Consider the following 26322-nt stretch of genomic DNA (forward strand, 5'->3'; position numbering starts at 1 on the left):
TCTAATCTTATTTAGTAGTTGGAATTTAGAATTTAGTAGTTAGCAGGAGAAGAATGGGGTTCTTCTAACTTCTAACTGCCGGCTTCTAACTTCTAATCTTATTTAGCATATTGTTCAATTTCTGTTTCAGCATCTGAATTGTCGATATCTTCCCATTCCATCGGTTTGATTTTCTCCTGTAAGTACTGGAAGATTACGAACAATGCGGGTACTACAAATATCTGGCAAATCATACCAATCAACATACCACCTACGGCAGAAGCACCTAATGCACGGTTACCATTGGCACCTACACCAAAGGCGAACATCATAGGAAGCAAACCTACTACCATAGCCAATGAGGTCATCAGGATAGGACGAAGACGCGCACCGGCACCTAATACTGCAGCCCAGGTAATACTCATACCCATCTTACGACGGTCGAGGGCAAACTCTACAATCAAAATGGCGTTCTTTGCCAACAGACCGATCAACATAATCAAGGCAATCTGCATATAGATGTTGTTGGTCGCTGCCCCAAGTATCGGGACAATGTTGTTGGCAAGCCCCATCAGATGTACGAAAATGAAACTACCGGCCAGACCGAATGGTACAGAAAGCAATACTGACAATGGCAGGATATAACTTTCATACTGGGCACTCAACAGCAAGTAAACGAATACGAAGCAAAGGATAAAGATCATTGCCGTTGTACTGCCGCTTGAACTCTGCTCTTCACGGGTCATACCGGAGAACTCATAGCCGAATCCGGTTGGCAGGGTTTGTTCTGCTACTTCCTGCATAGCTTGAATAGCCTGACCACTACTATAACCATCAGCCGGGTTACCGTTGATCTTCATAGACGTAAACATGTTGAAACGGGTGATATTATCCGGTCCGTATACTTTCTTGATAGTCATGAACTGGGTGATGGGAGCCATTTCATTTCCGTTACGCACTTTGATTGATTTCAAAGACTCCAGATTGGTACGACTGTTAGGATCGGCCTGGATCATTACACGGTACAACTTACCGAAACGGTTGAAGTTGGATGAGTATAGACCACCATAATAACCTTGTAGGGTCGTTAGGATTGCATTCGGAGTCAAACCTGCTTTTTTACAAGCTGCCGCATCAATATCAATCATGTATTGCGGGAAGTTCGGATTAAATGAAGTTTGTGCCGAAGCAATTTCAGGGCGCTCTGTCAACTTGGTTATAAAGTCTTGTGCCACCTCATAGAATTTGTCCAGGCTACCCCCGGTTTTGTCCTGCAAGTTCAACTCAAAACCGTTGGATACACTATATCCGGGGATCATAGGAGGTGCAAACAGCAAAACGCGTGCATCTTTTATTACCTTACGGGCTTTGAGGTAAAGCATACCAGAGACAAAGTCGGAACGCTGCTCAATGGTACGGTCATCCCAGTTTTTCAACTTACAGATAAATGAACCGTATCCCGGTCCTTGACCTGCCATGAAGCTGTATCCGGAAATCATCGTACGGCTTTCGATAGCGGGTTCGGAAGCAAGCAGACTGTCTATTTGCATCAATACCTGTTCGGTACGGTCTTGTGATGTACCGGGAGGAAGATCGACAACTGCCATAATGGTACCGGTATCTTCATTGGGAACCAGTCCGGTAGGAGTGATCTTCATAAAGAAGAGCAGCAAGGCGATACCGGCTACTACGGATCCTATCGTCAGCCAGGGCTTATGGATAAAGTTCAGTGTACCTTTCTTGTATTTCTTTAATATCCCGTCGTAATAAACATTGAATGCAGTGTGGAAACGGCTGACGAAAGTAGATTTCTTTCTTTCTTCCGGATCATGAGGTTTCAATAAGATAGCACATAATGCCGGAGTCAGTGTTAATGCATTTACAGCAGAAAGTCCGATTGCAATCGCCATGGTAAGACCGAACTGGCGGTAGAATACACCGGATGTTCCCGACATAAAGCTAACCGGGATAAACACGGACATCATTACCAGCGTAATAGAAACAATGGCACCACCCAATTCACTCATGGCGTCAATGGAAGCAAGACGGGCTGATTTGTAACCCTGGTCCAGCTTGGCATGAACGCCCTCGACGACGACGATGGCGTCGTCGACCACTATGGCAATGGCGAGCACCATGGCGCAAAGGGTCAGCAAGTTGATACTGAATCCGATGATATAAAGTACGAAGAATGTACCAATCAAGGCTACAGGGATGGCAATGGCAGGAATCAATGTAGAGCGCAGGTCTTGCAAGAAGATGTATACCACGATGAACACCAGAATAAAGGCTTCAATCAGCGTTTTGATTACTTCATGAATGGAAGCGAATAAGAAGTCGTTGGCATTCTGCGAAATACTTACTTTTACGCCCGGAGGCATTGTTTTCTCTGCATTTTTCAGTAAAGTTTCGCAATCCTGGATAATCTGTGTTGCATTGGAACCCGCTGTCTGGAAGATAATGGCAGTTACACTCGGATGACCATTTGTTTTATTGGCAAACCCGTAAGTCAGACGTCCCAATTCAACGTTGGCTACATCCTTGAGGCGTAATACTTCACCATCGGCAGTGGCGCGGATGACGATATTCTCAAATTCTTCCTGGCTTTGCAGACGGCCTTTATACTTCAATGTATATTGGAAAGTCTGGTTACCGCGTTCGCCCAGTGAACCCGGGGCAGCTTCGATATTTTGTTCTGCCAGGGCAGCGGAGATGTCAGTCGGCATCAAGTGATATTGAGCCATTATTTCCGGTTTCAGCCAGATACGCATGGAGTAGTCAGACCCCATTACCATGGCGTCACCTACCCCCGGCACACGCTGTACTTCCGGAATAACGTTGATTTTGGCATAGTTCTCAAGAAACTCATTGTCGTACTTGTCGTCAGAACTATAGAGAGAGAAGACAAGCAACATACTGGTTTGCCGTTTAGAGGTGATAACACCCACCTGTGTAACCTCTGCTGGGAGGAAGCCCTGAGCTTTGGCAACACGGTTCTGCACGTTCACGGCAGCCATATCCGGGTCGGTTCCCTGTTTAAAGTAAACTTCAATGGAGGCATCTCCGGTGTTAGTTGCCGTAGAAGTCATGTACATCATGTTCTCCACACCATTGATCTGCTCCTCAAGCGGAGCAATCACACTGTTCAATACAGTCTGTGCATTGGCTCCCTGATAAGTCGTGCTGACACGTACAGTAGGAGGTGCGATGTCCGGATATTGGGAGATAGGCAGTGATATAAGGCCTAAGATACCCAGAATTACTATCAGGATGGAGATGACCGTTGATAGTACCGGACGGTTAATAAATCTATCTAATTTCATATTTTAATCTTCTGATTTTACATGTTTACTTATTTCTTCTGCTCTAATGATGCTTTGAAATGTTCGGCAGACTCTTGTGGAGTAAGCGGCTTGATCGTTGCGCCGTCTTTTAGTGTACTTACGTTTTCCAATACGATTTTATCGCCCGCATTCAGTCCTGAAGTAACAATGTAATTTTGTCCGTCATCAAGATTGAGTACTTTGATTTCTGTATTCTTAACCGTGTTGTCGTCTTGCAGTACATACACAAATTTCTTATCCTGAATTTCATAAGTTGCTTTTTGCGGAACAACAAGTGCGTTGGGTGAACTATAAGGGATAAGGATACTGCCTGTTCCTCCGGTTCTCAGCAAGTGGCCTTTGTTGGGGAAAGTAGCACGAATGCTTACCGCACCGGTATTCTGGTCAATAACACCACTGACCGTTTCTATTTTTCCACTGTCACCATACAGGGTACCGTCTGCCAAAGTCAATTGAACGGGTGGAAAGTTGTTCAATGCTTCCTGTTGAGAGCCATCTTTGCGGATCAGGCTGAGCAATTCTTTTTCTGTAAGTGAGAAATAGACGTACATTTCAGAAATATCCGAAACAGTGGTCAGCGGAGTTGCACTGGAACCACTAACCAAACTTCCTACACGGAAGGGGATAGAGCCTGCTACACCATTAGACGGGCTGGTGACACGGGTATATGCCAGGTTTTGATTGGCACTGATTAACTGTGCTTCGGCAGAAGCTTGTTGTGCCTTGGCAGAAGCCAATGTGTTTTCGGCCATTTCCAGGTCATAATCACTGATGATGTTTTTTTTGTTTAATTCCCGTTTATTCTTAACTGTGATTTCCTGGGTAGCTACGTTTGCTTTTGCAGTTTGTACTGCGGCCTTAGCTGCACGTGCGGCTGATTCGTATTGTACCGGGTCAATGACGAACAACACTTGTCCTTTTTTTACCATTGAACCTTCGTCGATACAAAGTTGAGTGATGAAACCAGACACCTGTGGCCGGATTTCAACATCTTGTTTTCCTTTAATAGTAGCCGGATAAGAACTCGTCAGATTAACTGTTGTCGGTTGCAATGCCTGCACTGCACATTCCGGGGTTCCTCCCAAGTCAAAACCCTTTTTGCCACAACTCGACAAGAGGGCCAAACAAAATGCAAATAATACAATTCTACTTTTCATACTTCTATATTCAGTGTTTATTGATAAATTTTCTACAAATAGTGTGCTCATAAGTATTATTAGGGATAGAAGGAGAAAACTGAGACTCTTCTCTTTAGTTTTTCGCTGCAAAAGTACTTTAAATTCTTATATAAATGTTCGATAACCGACTCTTTTTTAACTATGTTTTTCTCTTATTAATATAGGTATTGTCTGAATGGTACATTCATTGGTAAATTATAACATTTAAAGACTTGTCGGGGTTGTATTACTTTGATTCTTTGTTAATAAAACAATAAAGTTATGTGGCCAATATGCCAATGCGCCAATTAGCTACACTGTATTGCTGAAAGACATTGCCAAATTAACACATTGGCAAATTGTTCATTATTGATCGGTTTTGAATATATTTCACCACAGAGTAACACGGAGATCCACAGAGTTTAAATCTTTATTGAAATGCAGATGATCGCAGATTTTCGCAAAGGGAAACAAAACTAAGATAAAGAACTACAGTCTTTTAATCTATCTGTGTTTATCTGTGTTAATCCGTGTTTCATCAGATAAACAGTACTCTGTGAAACTTTGTGTTACTCTGTGGTGAGTTTCGCTCATATCTGTACGGTTTTGAGCTTAATGGCGTTTGTCATTGCTATCAGTCTCTTTCTCCGGTATTGATAAAGCTCTATCTCGTAGAGTAACGTATGAAGCCTCGGTGTGTAACATTGTTTTAGATGTACATGTAAAGCAGTACGACATGTGCATGTGGGACAACACGACATGTGCATCTCATGCTGCTTTACATGTACATCTAAAACAAGACTACTCACCGGGGAAAGGAACGTTCCTTCCTGAGAAAGACAAAGTACAATACCGAACAAGGGGATCGATATCGTCTATGGATACTTCCGCTACCGAAAAGATTGGGCCATAAGTTTCGTCACTGTACAGTTTTAAGTGTATTTAACCGCAGAGGATACAGAGGGCACAGAGTTTAAAAGAAACCTGGATGAACGCAGATTAAAAGACTGTGGATCTTTATCATACATTCGTTTTCCTTTACGAAAATCTGCGATCATCTGCGTTTCAACGAATCATCGCTTGTCGTACCTCCCCGTGCGGGAAGCACTATTACTTGAACATTTTCCTTTAAATAAGTGTAAAGTATAGTATTTATTCTCTGAGAACCTTTATTTTTGCATCATGTTAAGAAAAGAATATAATATGAAGAGGCTTATTCGCAAGGTATTGGCTGTGGTTACGGTGATAGCTGCTCTCTATTCGTGTGCCAGTATAGGAAGGCCCGATGGAGGACCACTTGATGAGACTCCTCCCCGTTTTATTGGCAGCACGCCTGCTGCAGGGGCACTTAATAATACAAAAACAAAAGTATCACTTTCTTTTGACGAATTCATTAAGCTTGAGAAAGCGAATGAAAAGGTCGTGATTTCTCCTCCTCAGGTGCAGCAACCGGAGATAAAGGCATCAGGAAAGAAGATAAGTGTCAACCTGCTTGATTCTTTGAAGCCTAACACAACTTATACAATTGATTTCTCGGATGCTATTGTTGATAACAATGAAGGCAATCCGTTAGGTAATTTTGCCTTTACTTTCTCTACCGGAAGTGCGATTGATACGATGGAAGTATCCGGAACATTGCTCGAAGCCTCCAACCTGGAGCCCGTTAAAGGAATGCTGGTAGGTATGCACTCCAATCTGTCTGATACTGCATTTACGAAACTTCCTTTTGACAGAGTAGCCCGTACGGATAGCCGTGGACATTTTACGATTCGTGGTGTTGCTCCGGGGAAATATCGCATTTTTGGTTTGATGGATGCCGACCAGAACTTTGCTTTCAGCCAGAAGAGTGAAGCACTTGCTTTTAATGATTCGCTGGTTATTCCCCGCTGGGAAGAACGTATACGTCAGGATACTACCTGGGTGGACTCTCTTACCATCGACACGGTTGTAGAAAGGAAATATACTTATTATTTACCGGACAATGTGATTCTGCGTTCCTTTAAGGAAGATTTGTTTTCACAATATCTTGTGAAAAACGAACGGTTGACTCCTGAGAAGTTCACGCTTTACTTTGCAGCAAAAGCAGATACGCTGCCTGTGTTGAAAGGATTGAATTTTGATGAGAGGGATGCCTTTATTATAGAGAAGAATCTGACTAATGATACCATTCACTATTGGGTGAAAGATTCGTTACTTTATAAACAGGATACTTTATCTTTGAGCCTGAATTATTTGTATACAGATACACTTAATCAGTTAGTACCCCGTACGGATACTCTTAACCTGGTGGCGAAGACTGTAAAGAAGGCTGTGGACGAACCTAAGAAAAAGAAGAAAAAGAAAGGTGAAGAAGAGGAACCGGAGCCAACCAAGTTCCTGCATGTATCTACGTATATCCCGTCTACAATGGACGTATATGATTATATCTCACTCTCTTTTGACGAGCCGATAGTTTCATTTGATAGTGCAGCTATTCATTTGAAACAGAAGGTAGATACTTTATGGGAAGATATCTCCTTTACCTTTGAACAAGATTCGTTGAATCTACGTAAATATAACTTGTATTATGAATGGGAGCCAACGCGGGAATATGAGTTCTCTGTAGATTCTACAGCTTTTCATGGCATCTACGGTTTGTTTACAGATAAAATAAAACAGAATATAAAAGTTCGTTCGCTGGAGGAATACGGGGCCATCTATTTTAATGTTTCAGGATGTGACTCTATTGCATTTGTAGAACTGCTTGATACGCAGGATAAGGTGGTGCGAAAAGTCCCGGTTGTCAATGGGCAGGCCGACTTCTATTTCTTGAACCCGGGTAAGTATTGTGCCCGTTTGATAAATGATACGAATGGGAATGGTGTATGGGATAGCGGTGAATACGAGACAAAGCGTCAGCCGGAAATGGTGTATTACTATCCTCAGATACTCGAACCTAAAGCCAATTGGGAGGTTGAACAGACCTGGGATGTAAAGGCTCTTCCATTAGACAAACAGAAGCCGGATGAACTTAAAAAGCAAAAACCAGATGAAGACAAGAAAAAAAAAGATAGAAATAACAATCGCCGCAATTAGTAAACGGATAAATTTAGTATGGCTTATGCTGTTGGTAGGGTTGTGTTGCTCTATGCCTGTTAAGGCCCAGTGTGAAGCACCCAATGAAGCATTTAAATCTGGCGAGCATGTGATGTACGACTTATTCTTTAACTGGAAATTTGTATGGATCAAAGCCGGGATAGCCAGTCTTACAACGAATGCGACCACTTATCATTCCAAACCTGCCTACCGGTTTAATCTTTTATCCATAAGCAGTAAGAAGGTTGATTTCTTTTTTAAAATGCGTGATACGCTGACGTGCATTGTCGGTGAGAAGCTCGAACCCCGTTATTTTCGGAAGGGTGCTGAAGAAGGTAAGCGCTATACAGTGGATGAGGCCTGGTTCTCTTATAAAGACGGCTTATGTTTTGTCAATCAGAAGCGGACTTACCGGGATGGTGAGATAGTGGAGACGGAATATAGTGACAGCCGTTGTGTTTTTGATATGCTTAGTATTCTGGCACAGGCTCGTTCCTACGATCCAAAGGATTATAAAGTGGGGCAAAAGATCAACTTCCCGATGGCTACAGGACGTAGGGTAGAGGAGCAGACGCTGATCTATCGCGGGATGAAGAATATCACAGCAGAAAATGATACTACGTATCGCTGCCTTGTTTTTTCGTTTGTAGAATACACTGATAAAGGCAAAGAGAAGGAGGTCATTACTTTTTATATTACGGATGACAAGAATCACCTCCCTGTCCGTTTAGATATGTTTCTGAATATCGGATCGGCCAAAGCTTTTCTGAAGAGTGTTTCCGGGAATCGCTATCCGTTGACCTCAATCATTTCAAAGTAAAAGGTACTTGCTGATCTTTGCGGAATACACTTGATTCAAAGGTCGCAATTAGTTCATTCTGCTGATTGGTAATATCTATCTGATAGTATCCGGTGCTTCGTCCGATGTAGCGTTCACGGGCTTCGGCGTAGAGTGTATCGCCTTCACCACTGGCGCGTAAAAATGTGATATTGGAGGACAGAGAGAAAGCAAGTTGCCCATGTGAATTGGCAGCAGCTGCCAGGGCGAGGTCGGCAAGTGTGAAGATGGCTCCTCCTTGCGTGCGGTTGCCTGCATTGAGATGCTCTTTTTTAATTTCCAGTCTGGCTTTACTGTATCCTTCGCGTACTTCCATTAGTACAATGCCTGCCCTTTCGGCAAATAGGTCATTTTTGAAAAACTCTTGTGGTGTCATAATAACTAATTATTCTATGTGTCAATATGCCAATTGGCTGCGCAATAATACCGTACGCCAATTGGCACATCGGCATATTTTAGTATATTGGCACATTATTTTCTGCAAATGTACCAAAAATGTCTCTTAATTGGATGATTTAGGTCGGTCAAATCTGTAAGATTGCCTTATTTTTGCCACCATGAAATTAATTACTTTACTAATATAAATCCATGTATTATGAGAACTATTTTGAGTGCATTGGGGCTTTCCCTTCTGGTCTTGACGAGTTGTAACAGCCAAAAAACGGTTGAAAAGGACTTTATTCAGGATAACATAGACAATGCGGTAGCACAAAACACAATCCAGACCGATATCATTGAAAAGTCGGGTAAGATTTTAAATCCCCGTACAATTGATGAAAAGGGAAATATAGTCTATATCCCTATTGACGACTGGTGTTCGGGATTTTATCCTGGCAGTATGTGGCTCACTTATGAGCTGACCGGAGATAAGAAATGGTTGCCTCTTGCAGAGAAATATACAGAAGCTCTTGATTCAGTAAAGCATTTGAAATGGCATCATGACGTGGGCTTTATGATTGGATGCAGCTATCTGAACGGTTACCGTCTGGCTGATAAAAAAGAATATAAAGATGTAATTGTTGAAACCGCCCGGTCATTGTCTACCCGTTTTCGTCCGAATGCCGGTGTAATTCAATCATGGGATGCTGATAGAGGTTGGCAAGGAACGCGTGGCTGGAAATGCCCCGTTATCATTGACAATATGATGAATCTGGAACTGTTGTTTGAGGCAACTGCGCTTTCGGGTGATTCTACTTTCTATAATATCGCAGTAAAACATGCCGATACTACCATGGCTCATCATTTCCGCCCTGATAATAGTTGTTATCATGTGGTTGATTATGATCCGGAGACGGGTGAAGTGCGTAAAAGGCAAACTGCACAAGGGTATGCTGATGAATCGTCATGGGCTCGTGGACAGGCATGGGCACTTTATGGATATACTACTTGTTATCGTTATACACATGATAAAAAGTATCTTGATCAGGCGCAAAAGGTGTATAATTTTATCTTTACCAATAAGAATATGCCGGAAGATCTTGTACCGTACTGGGACTTTGATGCTCCTAATATTCCGAATGAACCACGCGATGCTTCTGCTGCTTCCTGTACGGCTTCAGCTTTGTATGAGCTGGAAACTTATCTCCCGGGGAATAATTATAAGGCAACAGCCGATAAGATAATGGAAAGTCTTGGCTCGCCGGCTTATCGTGCGGCAGTGGGTACAAACGGTAACTTTATCCTGATGCACTCTGTAGGTAGTATTCCTCACGGTGCCGAGATTGATGTTCCGTTGAATTATGCCGACTACTACTTCCTCGAAGCGTTGATACGTAAAAGAGAAATGGAAGGGGGGAATTAATTAGTAGTTAAGTAGTCAAGTAGTTAAGTAGTAAGTAGAAAATAGTATCATACTTACTACTTAACTACTTGACTACTTACTACTTATTAACTACTTACTACTTATTAACGACTTATAGAGCTATGAACAATCGAGTAAACTTATTATTTGGCGGATTGAGTTTGCTTGCTTTGCAGGGTTGCAAAGCCCCGCAAGTAGAGCAAGCCGGACATCCCAATATTATCTATGTTTTTCCGGACCAGTATCGTAATCAGGCTATGGAGTTCTGGAATCAGGATGGATTCCGGGAGAAGGTAAACTTCAAAGGTGACCCCGTACATACCCCCAACCTGAATGCTTTTGCCCGCGAATCGGTAGTGCTGACTTCTGCACAGAGTAACTGTCCGCTGAGTAGCCCGCACCGGGGTAGTTTATTGACGGGTATGTATCCAAATAAAAGTGGTGTACCATTGAATTGTAACTCCAGTCGTCCTATCAGTTCACTGCGTGAAGATGCAGAGTGTATAGGCGATGTATTCTATAATGCCGGATACGACTGTGCTTACTTTGGTAAACTCCATGCTGACTTTCCTACACCTAATGATCCGGAGCATCCGGGAAAATATGTAGAAGAGCAGCGGCCGGTATGGGATGCTTATACTCCCAAAGAGAGGCGCCACGGTTTCAATTATTGGTATTCATACGGCACGTTTGATGAACATAAAAATCCTCATTACTGGGATACGGATGGCAAGAGACATGACCCTAAAGAGTGGTCACCTTTGCACGAGGCCAAAATGGTCGTTTCGTATCTGAAAAATGAAGGCAATGTACGTGATACAAAGAAACCATTCTTTATTATGGTCGGAATGAATCCGCCCCATAGTCCGTATCGTTCACTCAATGACTGTATGGAAGAAGACTTTGATTTGTATAAAGATCAGCCTTTAGATAGCCTTTTGATTCGTCCCAATGCGGATACAAAGATGAAGAAGGCAGAGTCTGCCCGTTATTATTTCGCCTCAGTGACGGGGGTAGACCGGGCCTTTGGTGAGATACTGGACGCATTGAAAGAGATGGGGCTGGATAAGAATACAGTCGTTATATTTGCTTCCGATCATGGTGAAACAATGTGCAGTCAGCGTACGGATGATCCTAAAAACTCTCCTTATGCGGAATCGATGAACGTTCCGTTCCTGGTGCGTTATCCAGGTAAGATTCAGCCACGTGTAGATGATCTGATGATTTCCTCACCGGATATCATGCCTACTTTGTTGGGATTGTGTGGCCTTGGAGACTCTATTCCGGCTGAGGTACAAGGACGTAATTTTGCTCCGTTGTTCTTCGATGAAAAGGCGGATATTGTGCGTCCCACAGGAGCTCTTTATATTCAGAACCTGGATGGAGAGAAAGATGAAAACGGATTGGTTGTGTCGTATTTCCCATCGTCAAGAGGTATTAAAACAGCACATTATACACTGGCTCTCTATATCGACCGTGATACAAAGCAGTTGAAAAAGAGTTTACTGTTCGATGACTTGAAGGATCCTTATCAGATGAATAACCTTCCGCTGGAAGAGAATCAGGAAATAGTGAAACAACTCTGTACAGAGATGGGGGCTATGTTGAAGGAGATTGATGACCCTTGGTATAGAGGACAGATACTTTCTGAACTGATTTCTTATTAATGATGGAATGTTTCATCTTGTTTTATCGGATTGAGAATTTTGTTTCAATACGTTGAGAAAGTTTTCTCAATAGGTTGAGAGTTTTTTCTCAACGGGTTGAAACACTTGTTTCATATCGATTGAGAGTGTTGTTTCATATGTATTGAAACACTTATTGATAGGTATAAAGAAAGAGGTCAGAACCGTGATAACTACCGGTTCTGACCTCTTTCTTTTGCTTATATAAGGGGTAAGAGTGATTACTTATTCAATCTCCACTCAAATCCGTCTTTAGTATCTTTCACTTCAAATCCCAGTGCCGTGAGTTCATTGCGAATAAAGTCCGAAGTAGCCCAGTCTTTGTTGGCTTTCGCTTTTACACGCTGCTCCAGTAGCATATCAACCACTTTTCCATAGGCAGCTTCACGGCTATCTGATGCCCCTGCTTCTTCTTTCAGACCAAGAATTTCAAAACTGAACAGATGGAATGTCTCTTTCAACTCTTTCAGGTCTTCGGCAGATATGGTATCGTTGCCGGCAATGATATTGTTGATCATCCTGGCCCCTTCAAACAGGTTGGCAATGACAATCGGTGTGTTCATATCATCGTTCATGGCCTCATAGCATTTGGTGCGCAGTTCTTTTACATTTACTGAAGAACCGGTTGCGGGAACAATCTTTTCCAGATTGTCGATCGCTTCCATCAATCGCTGTAATCCTTTTTCTGATGCTTGCAGAGCCTCATTGCTGAAGTCTACCGTGCTGCGATAGTGTGCCTGCAAGATGAAGAAACGGATGGTCATAGGTGTATATGCCTGTGCCAGTAATTTGTGGCTACCGGTAAAGAATTCGTCCAGCGTGATGAAGTTGCCGAGAGATTTACCCATCTTCGTCCCGTTGATGGTAATCATGTTGTTATGCATCCAGTAATGTACCATATCGTCACCTTGTGAAGCAACAGATTGAGCAATCTCACATTCGTGGTGCGGGAATATCAGGTCCATACCTCCTCCGTGGATATCGAAATGTTCTCCCAGATACTTGCGTCCCATAGCTGTACACTCTGCGTGCCATCCGGGGAAACCGTCACTCCAGGGTGAAGGCCAGCGCATGATATGCTCCGGTTGTGCTTTCTTCCAAAGGGCGAAGTCGGCCGGATTATGTTTCTCGCTTTGTCCATCGAGGTCACGCGTAGTATTCAGTACATCGTCCAGGTTGCGTCCGGAGAGTTTACCGTAATGATAATCTTTATTGTATTTGGCTACATCAAAGTAGACGGAACCTTCGCTTTCGTAAGCATAGCCGGCTTCCAGGATTTTGCTAACCAGTTCAATCTGCTCTATAATATGTCCCGATGCGTGTGGCTCGATACTTGGCGGAAGGACGTTCAATGCATCCATCGCTTTGTGATAACGGTTCAGGTAGTACTGTACCACTTCCATCGGCTCTAACTCTTCCAGGCGGGCTTTCTTGGCTATTTTATCTTCACCTTCATCGGCGTCATGCTCCAGATGGCCTACGTCAGTGATATTGCGTACATAACGTACTTTGTATCCCAGGTGTGTAAGGTAACGGAAAAGTACATCGAATGTGATAGCCGGGCGGGCATGTCCCAGATGGGCGTCTCCATATACGGTTGGTCCGCAAACGTACATCCCTACATGCGGAGCGTGTAAGGGTACGAACAGCTCCTTTTTCCTATCTAAAGTGTTGTAAATGGTCAGTTGATGTTCCATAACGTTTGAGATTTATTCAGTTTGAAACCACAAAGTTAGAATAAATAATTGATATTTCTTATTTTGCTGCTGAAAAGTATCTGTCTACGACAGCAGCTACACCGTCTTCGTCGTTGGAGAGAGTGATGTAATCTGCAGCTTTCTTTACCGGCTCCTGAGCATTGGCCATTGCTACTCCAAGCCCGGCAAACTTAATCATGCTAAGGTCATTATAACCATCGCCCACGGCTACCATGTCTTCCCGTTTCATGTCGAGCTTTTCCAATAATACGGTGAGTGATTGTGCTTTGTCGATGCCCAGTGGGACAAGTTCCAGAAAATAGGGTTCGGAGCGGTAAACACTGATCTGACCTTGCAACCGGATAGAAAGCTCGGACTCAACAGCTATGAGTTTGTCCGGGTCGCCTACGATCAGGCATTTAGGAACAGGAAGATGGATATCGGTCAGGAAGTCTGTACTTTTCCGCACCTCCATTTTGTTAAGGAAGGCTTCTTTCTTTACATATTCGTCTTCCGGGGTTTCGGTCACAATACATTCTTTGTCATAGGTCAGGATGGCAAGTTCATTTCTTTTGGCGCATTCGTATAGCTGGGGGATGACAGTATCCGGTAGTACATTTGCATAGAGTATCTCTTTGCTTTTCCAGTCAATGATTTCTCCGCCGTTGTAGGAGAGTATATAACCGTCGAACTGATTCATTTGCAGTTCATCGGCCAATGGAGCAATGCCGTAAGTCGGTCTGCCCGAAGCCAGTACCAGCCGTGTACCTTGTTGTTGTGTTTGTATCAATGCTTCCCGGTTGCGGGGCGTTATTTCTTTTCGGGTATTGGTTAGTGTACCGTCAAGGTCGAGTACGAGGATTTTATAGTCCATCTTTCTGCTCAGTGTTTGATTTGAGGATGCAAAGATAATGTTTTCTGATTAGAAAGGAGCAAAATTCACCACAGAGTAACACAGAGTTCCACAGAGTTTAAATTTTTATTGAAACGCAGATGAACGCAGATTATCGCAAAGGAAAACAAATGTATGATAAAGAACTACAGTCTTTTAATCTTCGTTCATCTGTGCTAATCCGCGTTTCATCAGATAAATACTACTCTGTGGAACTCTGTGTTACTCTGTGGTGAAATACACTCAAAACCGTGTTAATCCGCGTTTTAATTAACCATCGTTTGCCGCACCTTCCGGTGCGGCAAGCACCACTATTTTACAAATTCTTTCACTGTTTCTATTGAACCGTCGCTATAGATGGTACGGAGGATGTTTAGTCCCTTCTCAGCCTTGTTAAGGCGGATACCGTTCACGTTGAAGTATTGACGTTCTACTACCTCTTTAGCTACAGTGCTCTGTTCGATACCAGTGGCATTACTGTTATTGGAAGGTTGTCCCAATCCACCCATTTGGTTGGCGGCGCGCACAGTAAATACATCATTATCGGTTGCATCTGCCGGGATGGCATAGCTGGTTTCATTTGTAAAGTCGATCACTTTTCCGTTTTTGCAGATAGCATAGCAGAATACATAATCGCTGGCATTCCAGGAGAGGGTAGAACCATTGACCGTCAGTATCGGGGCTGCTGCCTGTTCGGTTAATAAAGCCGGTTGCCAGGAGTCACTGCCACTCAATACATTCTCGATAGTAAAGCGGGATGCCTCTTCTTGAGTCAATACCGGGCTGTAAGGTATGCTTCCCCCTGTGTATTGAGTTTTACGGGCACTGCAATCAACAGCCATTCCGCTTTCGGTGTGGCTATTGTATTCAGCAAATAGTTTCGGGACAATTGTTTCACTCATGTCACTCCATCCTTCTGCTTTCGGAAGAACTTTCATGGTTGTGTTAATCCATACACTCATCGGAGCACCTTGCCAAGGACGTCCCAGGGCATAAGAACCTTTGTTTGCATCGTATCCGTCAATCGTACAATCATTGAATACATATCCCCATTCAGTGTCACCTGCCGGAGCCGTGATACAGTTGCCCGAACGGTCTTCCAGATAAAGCAGTGTACGGTTGAAGAAGACATCGCCACCACCGCAGATAAAGTCTACCGTGCCATGAATTTCGCTGTCTTCAAAATACGAACGCATACGATTGTTGTTTGAGTAATATGTATCCTGATAGCTCAACATACGTACGTTTTTATATACGTTTTTGTTTCCTTTGTCTTGCAGGCAGACAGCACGTCCGGTACTTCCCTGATAATCATAATCGTTTTTCAGTGTGAGGTCCTGCATGTAGATATTTTCTCCTGTTGGGCGTAGGGTAGCTGACACGGAGATACCTTCTACCGGTGCTTCATTTACGATTACTGTGTTTTCCATGCTTTCACCGATCAGTGAAATGTTGGATTTCACGTCTGTCAGGCAAAGTTCTCCTAAATCGTAAATTCCATCGTGCAGGAAGATGCGGAAGCGCTCTCCTGATGTAGAGGCTTCATTCCCTTTAGCCAGTGCTTCGAGCAGTTCTTCTGCATTGCTGACGATGGCGTCATACCTGCCCGGAGTCACTACCGGAGGTGCTATCGTTGTGAATTTGAGAGTGATATTCTCTTTTATCTTGTTATCGAAGAAGTCGGATATACTGTTGCCCGGCAATGTGAAAGTGTAAGTTGTATTGTAATCCAGACCCATGTATGGGAATGTAATGGTTCTGCCTGCTACAGACGGGGTCAGTGTTTTGTCTCCCAACGTTGCTACAGTTCCCTCAGCTATTTTCACTTTATTATCGAATGTCAGTACAATACGGCCCGTAGCAGAAACCTCCTCAGCATTGTTTGCGGGGAGAGAAGAGAGCAATAGGGGCGCTCTTTCCGGATCAACTCCTTTTTGTACTCCGGTGATGTAGATAGAACCGATTGCCGTACCATCATTTTCTGATGCGGTACCTACAATCTCAGAACTGTAATCGGGAATCCAACGGAGATACAATGATGCGGCATTATTACATGATTCGGGCAGTGTAGCTTCCAGCGGTGTCCATGCCTTAGCACCCGGTAGAGTAATGCGGGCTGCTTCTGTGTAGTTGGTTCCGTCCAGAGAGTATTCTAACTTCTGTACAGAATATGCGTTATAGTTGTACAGCATTCTGGAAGTTACCTTGATATCAATAAACTCAGAAGCATTTATACGGGTTTCATAGTAATATTTATCAGAGATGTTCTTCCAGTTTACAGCGGCAGATTCACCTTCGTAGTTCCCTGACTCTTTTGATTTGTCGAGCCATGCTTGAGTTGTTCCGTCTTCTTTGCGTAGAATGAGCGTTGTAGCTTCATTCTCACCTGTAGAAGCGAAGTCTGCCGGACGGCTGCTGTTGCCTTTCCGAACAAAATCCCATCCTACAATATAATCGGCAGCACTGTATACTGCAACGAACTCTTTGTTACTGTCCATTCTCACAGGAAGTTCATAACCCATCTCTCCGCTTTTCCAGTTCAGGAATGTGAGGATGTGGTTTTCTGTAGCAGTAAGAGTGACCAAGGTACCTTCTTCATACATGTTCTTACCATTTACGACAGTGGCATCAGGAGTGGCTGTTACCATGTAATTGTTTGCTCCGCCTTCTGCACTTGTTGTAAGTGAATAAGTAGCTACCGGTTCAAATACGGCCGTAATGACCATATCTTCGTTTAATGTTTGTTTGTAGGATGCTTCTGTAGAGAGAGTGTTTTCTGCTGCATCTGTCCATTTCACGAACTTGTAGCCGAAGTTCTTTCTAGCCGCCAGCGTTACTTCTGTACCTTCGTCATACTGGCTGCTGGATGGAGAAACGGATACATTTCCGGCTTCTTCGGGAGAAACTTTCGTTGCTAATGTTACTTGTTTGGCAGTAATTTCAACATTTGAGTAAATCTCCAGTTCGAACATATAAGCATTCTGAGTAGGAGCGAGGTTGGTCCAGCGGAGCTGTACGTTTTCCTCATTTATGGTGCATTCTACCCATACTCCCTTTGCCGGGTCGGCAAAGGCATCGGAGAGTACTACCCAATCGGTATCAGTTGCATTTTTCTTTTCCAGTTTGAATCCACGTTTACCACCGGTAGCTCCGTGGAAATAACGTACTTTAGTGATATTGCTGAATGCGGATGTTGTGATAACTCCGGACAGATTCTTTTCGGACATAGCGTATCCTGTCAGGTCACCGAATTTATCTACATTCTGTCCTTGTGGTGAAACGGTAACACCATTGAATGTGAAAGTCACTGCTTCGTTACTGAAAGTAGTTGTTTTTTCTACGCTTACATCACCGGAATTAGAAGAAACGGCTTCCCAGTCAGTGAAATCTGTAGCAATAACAGGACGTTCCTGAATATTGGACTCAGCTTTCGGATATACTATTTTGAAATATCTGAAGTATCCTCCGTCACCTATAACAATGTCAATTGTGTTATCACTACCTCCATACGTATAAGTTGCTACATTGCCGGACAATTGATAGTTTGTATCACCGGCAATCGTAGTGGTAGTAGTTGGATTATACGATTCGAGAGATATAACTGCGTTTTTAACAGCCGGGAAAGTAAGAGTAGTTCCTGCATTCATTTGTGCCCAATCTGTCCGGCCCACATTATTAATTTTACCGGGTTGGGTGTTGAAGTCGATTCTTACATCAATTACGTTACCATTAACTACGGCTTGTGATACATAAAAACCGGCTTTTCCTTCATAAGCCATTTCCGGCGCACCATTCTTTTGTTGAAAGTCCCAAACGATGGTTACTTCATCATCACGGTCTTCCAATGATACGGTGTTATCTGTAAATATAGGTATCAAAGCAAGGTCTGCTACTACTGTAACTTCTTCTCCCGGTTTGTAATTTAGAGTACCATCTGTCCATGCAGTAAGTGTCTTGCCTTCTACATACATTGTTCTGTTCAGAGGAAGAGTATAGGTTGCTCCTGTTTGTACTTCTGCTTCTGACGGAACTATTCCGGCATTACTATATTCGCCTGCTGAGAACGTTATTTTAGAGTTTGCAGGAACTTCATTAACTGCTTCAATAGCGAGATATGGGATGTAGTTACCTCCTTTTATTGAGAGAGTAGTTGGCTCTCCATTGTAATAAGCTTCGGCACAAGTCTGATCGTTGTGATAGCATTTCCCGTTGTTGGTATTCATAGTTGCCACTTTTGCCCCACCAGTATCCGTAATGGTGACGTCACTACCCCATGCACATGTACCGATAGAGATTTTCACCGGGCCTTGCACTTTTACGGTAGCTGTACCCGGATTGAAACCATGCTCGTTGCTATGATATTTGTAGTTGTTCAGTATGATATTGGCAGTTGCGTCGTCTGCTGCCACACGGGTTGGGGTGCCGTCTTCGGCAATGGCTATACCGAATGTTACCTGGGTTTTGTTGTTGATTTCTTCGTCGGATAGGAAATTTCCGTTCATCAAATTCAGCTTGATGTCTTTAAAACCAGAATCTCCTTCTGTCCTCGTTGAAGCCTTTGCAGATAAACTGCTTATAAGGCATACGAATACAAGAATGGTGTAATATACATTTCTCATAATACAAGAATGGATTAAAGTTAATACTATATTTCTGAGCGACGAATATAGTACAAACTGTAAACAAGGCGGTTACCTGTTTTCCGATTAAGTCAGATATTACACAAGATAGAACAGTTTGTCTATCTGTCCGGTTAAAAAATACAAGTCTGGTTCATTCCAGAAGCCCGATCCATTCCTGATCTGTCAGTACAGGCATCGATTCGCTGTCGGTGATAAATGTCTCGGCAAGTTTACGTTTATCTTCTTGTAACCGGATGATTTTCTCTTCAATGCTGTCTTTGGTGATAAAACGGTAAGCAATGACCTGCTTATCTTGCCCGATTCTATGTGCGCGGGCAATGGCTTGTGCTTCGGCTGCGGGATTCCACCATGGATCAACGATAAATACATAGTCCGCTTGTGTAAGATTGAGTCCCACTCCTCCGGCTTTGAGAGAGATGAGAAAAGCACGTATCTCCTCTGTCTGAGAGAAGCGGGCTATTTCTTCCGGGCGATTGGTGGACGAACCGGTGAGGAGAGCGTATTGCCAGCCACGTTTGCGGAATTCTTCAGCGATCAGTTCCAGATGCTTTACGAAAGATGAAAATATCAACACTTTGTGCCCTTCACTGTAGAGAGTTTCATAGATGTCAATAATTTGTTCCAGTTTGCCCGATTCTGTGTTAGATTCGGGGAATATCATTCTGGGATGACATGACAATTGGCGTAGCCGGGAGATGCCATTGAGTACAGTGAACTGTTGGTGCTGTTTTTTATTAAGCTGCAACAGTGTATTGCGCAGGCTGTTTTTCTCCTGTTGGTAAACTTCGTTTTGCTTTTTGGCCATATCACAGTAGATGATTTCTTCCGTGAGTGGTGGTAACTCGGGAGCAACTTCCCTTTTACTTCTGCGCAGGATGAATGGGGTGATGAGTTGGCGCAGGCGCAATTCCATACGGCTGTCTCCTTGCTTGATCGGGTTGATGAATTGTTTGGTAAACGCACTCTCATTTCCCAAAAGTTCCGGCTGAAGGAAGTGAAACTGTGCCCATAAATCTTTTAGTGAGTTTTCGATAGGTGTACCGGTCAGTACCAGTCTACGATGGCTGCGTAGTTGGGTGGCACATCGGAAAGTGAGTGAGTCGCTGTTTTTTATATTCTGGCTTTCGTCCAGTACGATGTATTCAAAGTTGTACTGACGAAGAATATTTATTTTATTGCGCATGGTACCATATGATACGAATATCAGTTGAAAGCGGTCGAAAAACTGTTCCGGGTGCCCTGATTTAAAATAACTGTTACTGTTAAATTCTGCCATTGACAGATTGGTAAAACGGGTCGCCTCACGTTTCCAGTTGTGCAACAGAGAGGTAGGAACAACGATGAGTGTACTCGGTTTTCTGGTGATCTTACTACTACTTGCCGAAATTATACAGCCAGGAAGCGTATTTTCTGCTGTTAAATCATCGAAAAGACTAAATTGCCCCATTCCATCGGAAATGTGTGACTCCTTTTTTAACATGAAATTACACTCCTGCTTTACTTTGATTACACTTTCTTGTAAAGGATTAACACTTTTATCACCTTCTGCCGGATAGCTCTTATTGCTGTCAGCGTTATAGATCTGTTGTAATAAGGTGAGTGTCTGGAGTGTTTTTCCCAGACCCATATCGTCTGCAAGGCAACCTCCGAATCCTTGCTCATAGAGGTGCATCATCCATGCATATCCTTTATATTGGTAAGGACGTAACCGGGCTTTCAATCCTTTAGGGATTGGATATTCCTGTTGAGGCTGAAGAGGAAGGGGGTCTTTATGGGTATTACTTTCCAGAATAGAACTAACGACTCCTATATAGGGGTGCTTGACATAAATTGTTTTTCCGCGTGTCATACCTAGTTCCATCAGATTGGCGTACTTAGTGAACCACTCTTCCGGAAGTAAAATGATACGTCCGTCGGGGAGTGTATATTCATGCCTGTCTTCAAGAATGTGCTTGCGAAAGCGGCTGAAAGGGATACGTAGCTCACCGATGACAGCTGTGATGTGGAGCTCAAACCAATCCGGACCGTCATCAAAACTTTGCTCAATCCGGATTTCATCCAGACTATACGGCCTGTCTTGAATACCACTTGTCAGTACGAATGATTCCTGTAACATTGTATGGTGATGAGCGATCCATTCGTGGATACTTTTTTCCGGTACGTTTTCGGATAGTTTGAAGTGTGAATCGCTGATTGCTTCCAGTCCTGCATTCTGCAACAATTGTATTGCTTTCTTTTCAGTATCGGGAGTTCTCCTGAAATAACGTATGATACTTTTCCCTTCCAGTGTTTCCCGAAAAATGAATCTCCTTATTCCGTCAGCCGGTTGCGAACTGAATACTTGGTCTCCATAGCGGAAGTTTAATCGTAAGAGTGGCGTATTATAGATGGTATCTTCTATATATAGCAAGCATTCGCATATCCTCTTTTCTTTTTTGATTTCTAATCCTTGTACATCGATATTATGATAACGGGCTACAGGAATGAGGATGTTATCGATATACTTCTCCGTAAGCGAGGCATCTACACTGATGTGCGTTTTTCTGGTGAATGGCAAGAGGCGCGAACTCTCAATATGTTGAAATATATAGACTTCCATACCCAGTAATAATATAGCCGGATTAGAAGTTAGAGTAGTGACCGGTTTTAACTCAGTAAGAGGTATTGCTTTACCTTCATTATAACATTGCAACTGATAATTGAAAGACTGCTCGTTGACTTTAAATGAAAAGTGAACTTCTACATCCCTTTTGTTTATATGATATGCATGATGTGGATAGAGTAGTTTGCTGCGGCTTTGTTTTTGATATAAGGGTAAGTTATAGGTACGTATCAATTCCATCATCTCCTGTAACTTCTTCTCGATGAAAAGGCGGATATTTCTCAATTTTTCCGGTTCTTCGGTCAATCGGCGTAAGAATTTGGGAACGGTTTTATCCTTCGAGTAGACAGTCATCAGATATTTCTCTGTATAGTGTGAAGCTATTTCGATGGCCTTTTGTTCTGTTTTACTCATTTGTGCCATGGCCTTGGGAGACAGGTGGAAAGCTTGTTCTACTAAACAGAGTTCTTCTCTTTCAGAAGAACTTTCGGCAACGTATGGGAGGAGGAGCGTACCTAATGTCGGATGTTCTGAAAGGACAATGATGAATAGGTTATGTGATGATGATTCTCTCATTCTGTTTAGTTTGAAAGGGTAAAGATACGGGAATTTGTTTAATTTTGCGGCATGATGGATCAAAAGAAACGTGTGTTGTTGGGAATGAGCGGTGGAACCGATAGTTCGGTAGCCGCTATATTACTACAGGAAGCCGGCTATGAAGTGACTGGAGTGACTTTCCGCTTTTATGAACTGAATGACTCGGTTGAATATCTGGAAGATGCCCGTACGTTGGCAGGTCGTCTGGGCATTGAGCATATAACTTATGATGCCCGTGAAGTTTTTCGTGAACAGATCATAACTTATTTCATTGATGAGTATCTGTCAGGGCATACCCCGGTGCCTTGTACGCTTTGCAACAATTATTTAAAATGGCCTTTATTAGCGGAGTTAGCCGATGAAATGGGGATTTTTTATATTGCTACCGGGCATTATGTGCGAAAGATGTTCTTGGAAGAAAAATATTATATTATTCCGGCTATTGATTCCGATAAAGACCAGTCATTCTTCTTGTGGGGGTTGAAACAGGAAATATTGCAACGCATGTTACTTCCGATGGGAGAGATGACAAAGCCTGAAGCTCGTACCTTGGCTGCGGCACGGGGTTTTGAAAAGGCAGCGGTCAAGAAAGACAGTCTGGGAGTTTGTTTTTGTCCGATGGATTATCGAAGCTTTTTAAGACAATATCTGTGTCATACCTCTGCTACTACAAAGGTTCAAAAAGGGAAGTTCCTCGATGAAAAGGGCAATTTTATTGCCTGGCATGAGGGGTATCCGTTTTATACTATCGGACAACGCCGTGGATTAGGTATCGACTTGAATCGTGCTGTGTTTGTAAAAGAGATACATCCGGTGGAGAATACAGTGGTACTATCTTCATTGCAGGCTCTTGCTAAAACAGAGATGTGGCTGAAAGATTGGAATATTGTGGATGAATCCCGCTTGATTGGCCCGGAAGACATTATTGTGAAGATTCGCTATCGGAAACAAGAGAATCATTGTAAGGTGCAGATCACAGAGAAAGGACTCTTATATGTACTTTTGTATGAACCTCTTACAGCCATTGCACCTGGTCAGGCTGCTGCTTTCTATAAAGATGGCTTATTGCTGGGTGGGGGAATTATAGTAGACTCCAAATAGATGAGGCAGTTACTTTTCTAAGGCTTTTGCAAGATAGGTATGTATTGAACTTATAGAATGTCGTAACCGGACGATGATCGAGATGTGCATGTCGTACTGTCTGACATGTACATCTCGTACAGTACGACATGTGCATCTTGTGCTGTACCACATGTACATCTCGAACATTGCTCTTTACCGGGAAAAGAATTGCTTGCCGTATACAAAAACTGCGTACATCCCGGATGCACGCAGCTCTATGTTGTTATGCTTTATTCAGTTCCAGCATTTCTTCTATATATTCCCTCGTATTGCTTAGCCGGGGGATCTTGTGCTGTCCACCTAATTTGCCTTTTTTAGCCAACCAATCATGGAATAACCCTTTGCGGGCTACGATAACCTCCAAGGGTTGCAAAGCGATATCCTTCCAGCGCTTTGCTTCATAATCAGAGTTTACTTCTTTGAGAGTAGTATCCAGTATAGCAGCAAAATTCTCGATGGAATCGGGCATTTTTGCAAATTCTATCAACCATTGGTGGCGGCACTTGGCGTGCTCGTCCATGAATACCGGTGCTGCGGAATAATCACTTACTTGTGCTCCTGTTATAGCACAGGCTTTGATCAATCCCTTTTCTGCATTGTCCACTATTAACTCTTCTCCAAAGGCATTGATGAAATGTTTGGTTCGTCCGGTAATGATGAACTTATAAGGATTCTTACTGGTGAATTTTACTGTATCACCGATCATGTATCTCCATAATCCGCAGGAGGTGGAGATTATCATTGCATAATTCTTGTTCAGTTCTACTTCTTCCAGACAACAGGTACGCGGAAATTCTTTGCCAACCTCTTCGAGAGGCATAAATTCATAGAATATTCCATAATCAATCATTAGCAGCATAGCGGGATCGGAGAGGTCATTCTGTGTTCCGAAATATCCCTCTGAGGCGTTATAAGTTTCTACGTAATGCATCTTCGGAGATCGGATGACCTGCTTGTATTGCTCACGATAAGGGTTGAAAGCTACGCCGCCATGGAAGAATACTTCCAGATTGGGCCATACTTCTTCCAATGACTCTTTACCTGTCTTTTGAAGGATGTTTTTAATTAATACCAGCATCCACGACGGTACTCCGGAGAGGTTAGTCACATTGGCAGGAATCGTACTGTTGGCAATCGCTTCTATTTTGGTTTCCCATTCACTCATCAGAGCTATTTTCTTACTGGGAACACGTATCAGATTGATGAGAGGGCTTACATTTTGTATGAGGATGGCAGATAAATCGCCTACAAGACTGTGGTTGGAGTTTAGGTTAGGGCTATGGCTTCCGCCGAGAATTAATCCTTTTCCTGAAAAAAAACGGCTTTCCGGATTTATCCGGAAGTAGAGGGCAGCTGCATCTTTTCCTCCACGGTAGTGAATGTCTTGCAGGGCCTCTTTGCTTACGGGAAGGAATTTACTCTTATCGTTGGTGGTTCCCGAAGACTTGGCAAACCAACGAATTTCCGAAGGCCAGAGCAGATTCTGTTCTCCTGCACGAAGACGCTCTACGTAGGGCTTTATCTCTTCGTAGGTCTGTACAGGTATGCGATTTTTGAAGTCTTCGTAATTTCGGATAGATTTATAATCATACTTCTTTCCCCATTCTGTGTTAGCGGCCTGGGTGACGAGACGTGTCATAACACGGTGCTGTATCTCGCCAGCCTGACTGGCATAGAGGTCTATTTCTTTTAAACGGGAATTGAACGCCTGCTTTATAATCTTTGTGATATTCATTTCTCTTTTAAATGGGTAATGTTTAAGCCTACAAATGTAACCTTATTTATCTTTTTTTTCTATCTTTACGACGGAAATAATAGTTAAAAGTTAAAAGACGGGAGATTAGTTCCGAACTTTAGAACAAAAAACGGCGATGAGAATTGGTATTTTAACTTCGGGGGGCGATTGTCCCGGCATTAATGCTACGATTCGTGGCGTGTGTAAAACTGCCATAAACTACTATGGTATGGAAGTCGTCGGTATTCACAGTGGTTTTCAGGGCCTTCTGACTAAGGATGTGGAACTAATAACCGATAAATCCCTTTCAGGTTTGCTGAATATGGGTGGTACCATTTTGGGGACTTCCCGTGAGAAACCATTCAAAAAGGGAGGCGTAGTAGCCGAGAATGTTAATAAACCGGCTTTGATCGAGCAGAACATAAAAGAGATAGAGCTTGATTGTGTGGTTTGTATCGGAGGTAATGGTACACAAAAAACTGCTGCCAAATTTGCCGCTATGGGGTTGAATATCGTTTCTGTGCCCAAAACCATTGACAATGATATCTGGGGGACAGATATTTCCTTCGGCTTTGATTCTGCAGTAAGCATCGCTACGGATGCTATTGACCGTCTGCATTCTACAGCCAGCTCACACAAACGTGTGATGGTAATTGAGGTGATGGGACATAAAGCCGGCTGGATTGCCCTATACTCTGGGATGGCAGGTGGTGGTGATATTATTCTTTTACCCGAAATTCCTTATAATATAAAAAATATTGGTGAGGTGATCCTGAATCGTCTGAAGAAAGGGAAACCTTACTCTATTGTAGTGGTTGCAGAGGGCATCCAGACTGATGGACGCAAACGTGCTGCGGAGTATATTGCGCAGGAAATAGAATATGAAACAGGCATCGAAACGCGTGAAACTGTTTTAGGATATATCCAGCGTGGTGGTTCGCCTACTCCTTTCGACCGCAATCTATCAACACGTATGGGGGGACATGCAACAGAGTTGATAGCCAACGGACAGTTCGGACGTATGATATCCTTAAAAGGTGATGAAATTTCATCTGTTCCTTTGGAGGAGGTAGCCGGGAAATTAAAGCTGGTTACAGAAGATCATGATCTGGTGATTCAGGGACGGCATATGGGAATCTGTTTCGGATAAAATAC

Annotated in this window: 14 protein-coding genes; 6 read left to right on the forward strand and 8 right to left on the reverse strand. The window is 43.1% G+C overall.

The window, feature by feature from the left end; translation table 11 throughout:
• Positions 1–98: 98 nt before the first annotated feature.
• Both QX565_RS07465 and QX565_RS07470 read right to left on the reverse strand, forming a co-directional pair.
• Positions 99–3302 (reverse strand): efflux RND transporter permease subunit, encoded by a 3204-nt coding sequence (locus QX565_RS07465; RefSeq protein WP_221650630.1) that lies wholly within the window; start codon positions 3300–3302, stop codon positions 99–101.
• A gap of 29 nt (positions 3303–3331) precedes the next feature.
• Complete coding sequence (locus QX565_RS07470) at positions 3332–4480, reverse strand: efflux RND transporter periplasmic adaptor subunit (RefSeq protein WP_289292226.1); 1149 nt, start codon at positions 4478–4480, stop codon at positions 3332–3334.
• A 1203-nt stretch (positions 4481–5683) separates the two neighbouring features.
• Here QX565_RS07470 and QX565_RS07475 point away from each other — a divergent pair.
• Together QX565_RS07475 and QX565_RS07480 are read left to right on the forward strand one after the other, a co-directional pair.
• A complete protein-coding gene (locus QX565_RS07475; protein WP_414429675.1) occupies positions 5684–7555 on the forward strand; it encodes an Ig-like domain-containing protein in 1872 nt (623 codons plus the stop codon).
• Positions 7509–8375, forward strand: a complete 867-nt coding sequence (locus QX565_RS07480) for a DUF3108 domain-containing protein (RefSeq protein WP_289292230.1) — start codon at positions 7509–7511, stop codon at positions 8373–8375. The genes QX565_RS07475 and QX565_RS07480 overlap by 47 nt, the downstream gene beginning before the upstream one ends.
• Here QX565_RS07480 and QX565_RS07485 read toward each other — a convergent pair.
• Positions 8362–8769, reverse strand: a complete 408-nt coding sequence (locus QX565_RS07485; protein WP_221650633.1) for a PaaI family thioesterase — start codon at positions 8767–8769, stop codon at positions 8362–8364. The two genes, QX565_RS07480 and QX565_RS07485, sit on opposite strands and share 14 nt — an antisense overlap.
• Before the next feature lie 219 nt (positions 8770–8988).
• Here QX565_RS07485 and QX565_RS07490 point away from each other — a divergent pair, with 219 nt between their 5' ends.
• Positions 8989–10194, forward strand: coding sequence for a glycoside hydrolase family 88 protein (locus QX565_RS07490; RefSeq protein WP_289292233.1), 1206 nt, complete (start codon positions 8989–8991; stop codon positions 10192–10194).
• A 122-nt stretch (positions 10195–10316) separates the two neighbouring features.
• Positions 10317–11861, forward strand: coding sequence for a sulfatase family protein (locus tag QX565_RS07495; protein ID WP_221650635.1), 1545 nt, complete (start codon positions 10317–10319; stop codon positions 11859–11861).
• Positions 11862–12100: 239 nt separating this feature from the next.
• Here QX565_RS07495 and cysS read toward each other — a convergent pair whose 3' ends face one another.
• The 4 genes from cysS to QX565_RS07515 form a co-directional block, all read right to left on the reverse strand.
• Positions 12101–13576 carry a cysteine--tRNA ligase gene (cysS, locus tag QX565_RS07500; protein WP_289292236.1) on the reverse strand — a complete coding sequence of 492 codons (1476 nt, stop codon included), beginning with the start codon at positions 13574–13576 and terminating at the stop codon, positions 12101–12103.
• 58 nt (positions 13577–13634) lie between these two features.
• Entirely contained in the window at positions 13635–14450 is an 816-nt protein-coding gene (locus QX565_RS07505; protein WP_221650637.1) for a Cof-type HAD-IIB family hydrolase, read from the reverse strand.
• Positions 14451–14779: 329 nt separating this feature from the next.
• Complete coding sequence (locus QX565_RS07510; RefSeq protein WP_289292239.1) at positions 14780–19087, reverse strand: pectinesterase family protein; 4308 nt, start codon at positions 19085–19087, stop codon at positions 14780–14782.
• Positions 19088–19241: 154 nt separating this feature from the next.
• On the reverse strand, positions 19242–22289 hold the full coding sequence (locus QX565_RS07515) for a DEAD/DEAH box helicase (RefSeq protein WP_289292240.1): 3048 nt from the start codon (positions 22287–22289) through the stop codon (positions 19242–19244).
• A gap of 54 nt (positions 22290–22343) precedes the next feature.
• Here QX565_RS07515 and mnmA point away from each other — a divergent pair, with 54 nt between their 5' ends.
• Positions 22344–23411: a tRNA 2-thiouridine(34) synthase MnmA gene (gene mnmA, locus QX565_RS07520; protein WP_221650663.1), complete on the forward strand. Its 1068-nt coding sequence runs from the start codon at positions 22344–22346 to the stop codon at positions 23409–23411.
• A gap of 244 nt (positions 23412–23655) precedes the next feature.
• Here mnmA and QX565_RS07525 read toward each other — a convergent pair whose 3' ends face one another.
• Positions 23656–25167, reverse strand: coding sequence for a GH3 auxin-responsive promoter family protein (locus QX565_RS07525; RefSeq protein WP_289292242.1), 1512 nt, complete (start codon positions 25165–25167; stop codon positions 23656–23658).
• Positions 25168–25303: 136 nt separating this feature from the next.
• On the opposite strand from QX565_RS07525, the gene QX565_RS07530 reads away from it, so the two are divergent.
• Positions 25304–26317 carry an ATP-dependent 6-phosphofructokinase gene (locus tag QX565_RS07530; RefSeq protein WP_221650641.1) on the forward strand — a complete coding sequence of 338 codons (1014 nt, stop codon included), beginning with the start codon at positions 25304–25306 and terminating at the stop codon, positions 26315–26317.
• Positions 26318–26322: the final 5 nt, after the last annotated feature.

This window comes from Bacteroides sp. 41_26 (assembly GCF_949740115.1).
GTDB lineage: Bacteria > Bacteroidota > Bacteroidia > Bacteroidales > Bacteroidaceae > Bacteroides > Bacteroides nordii.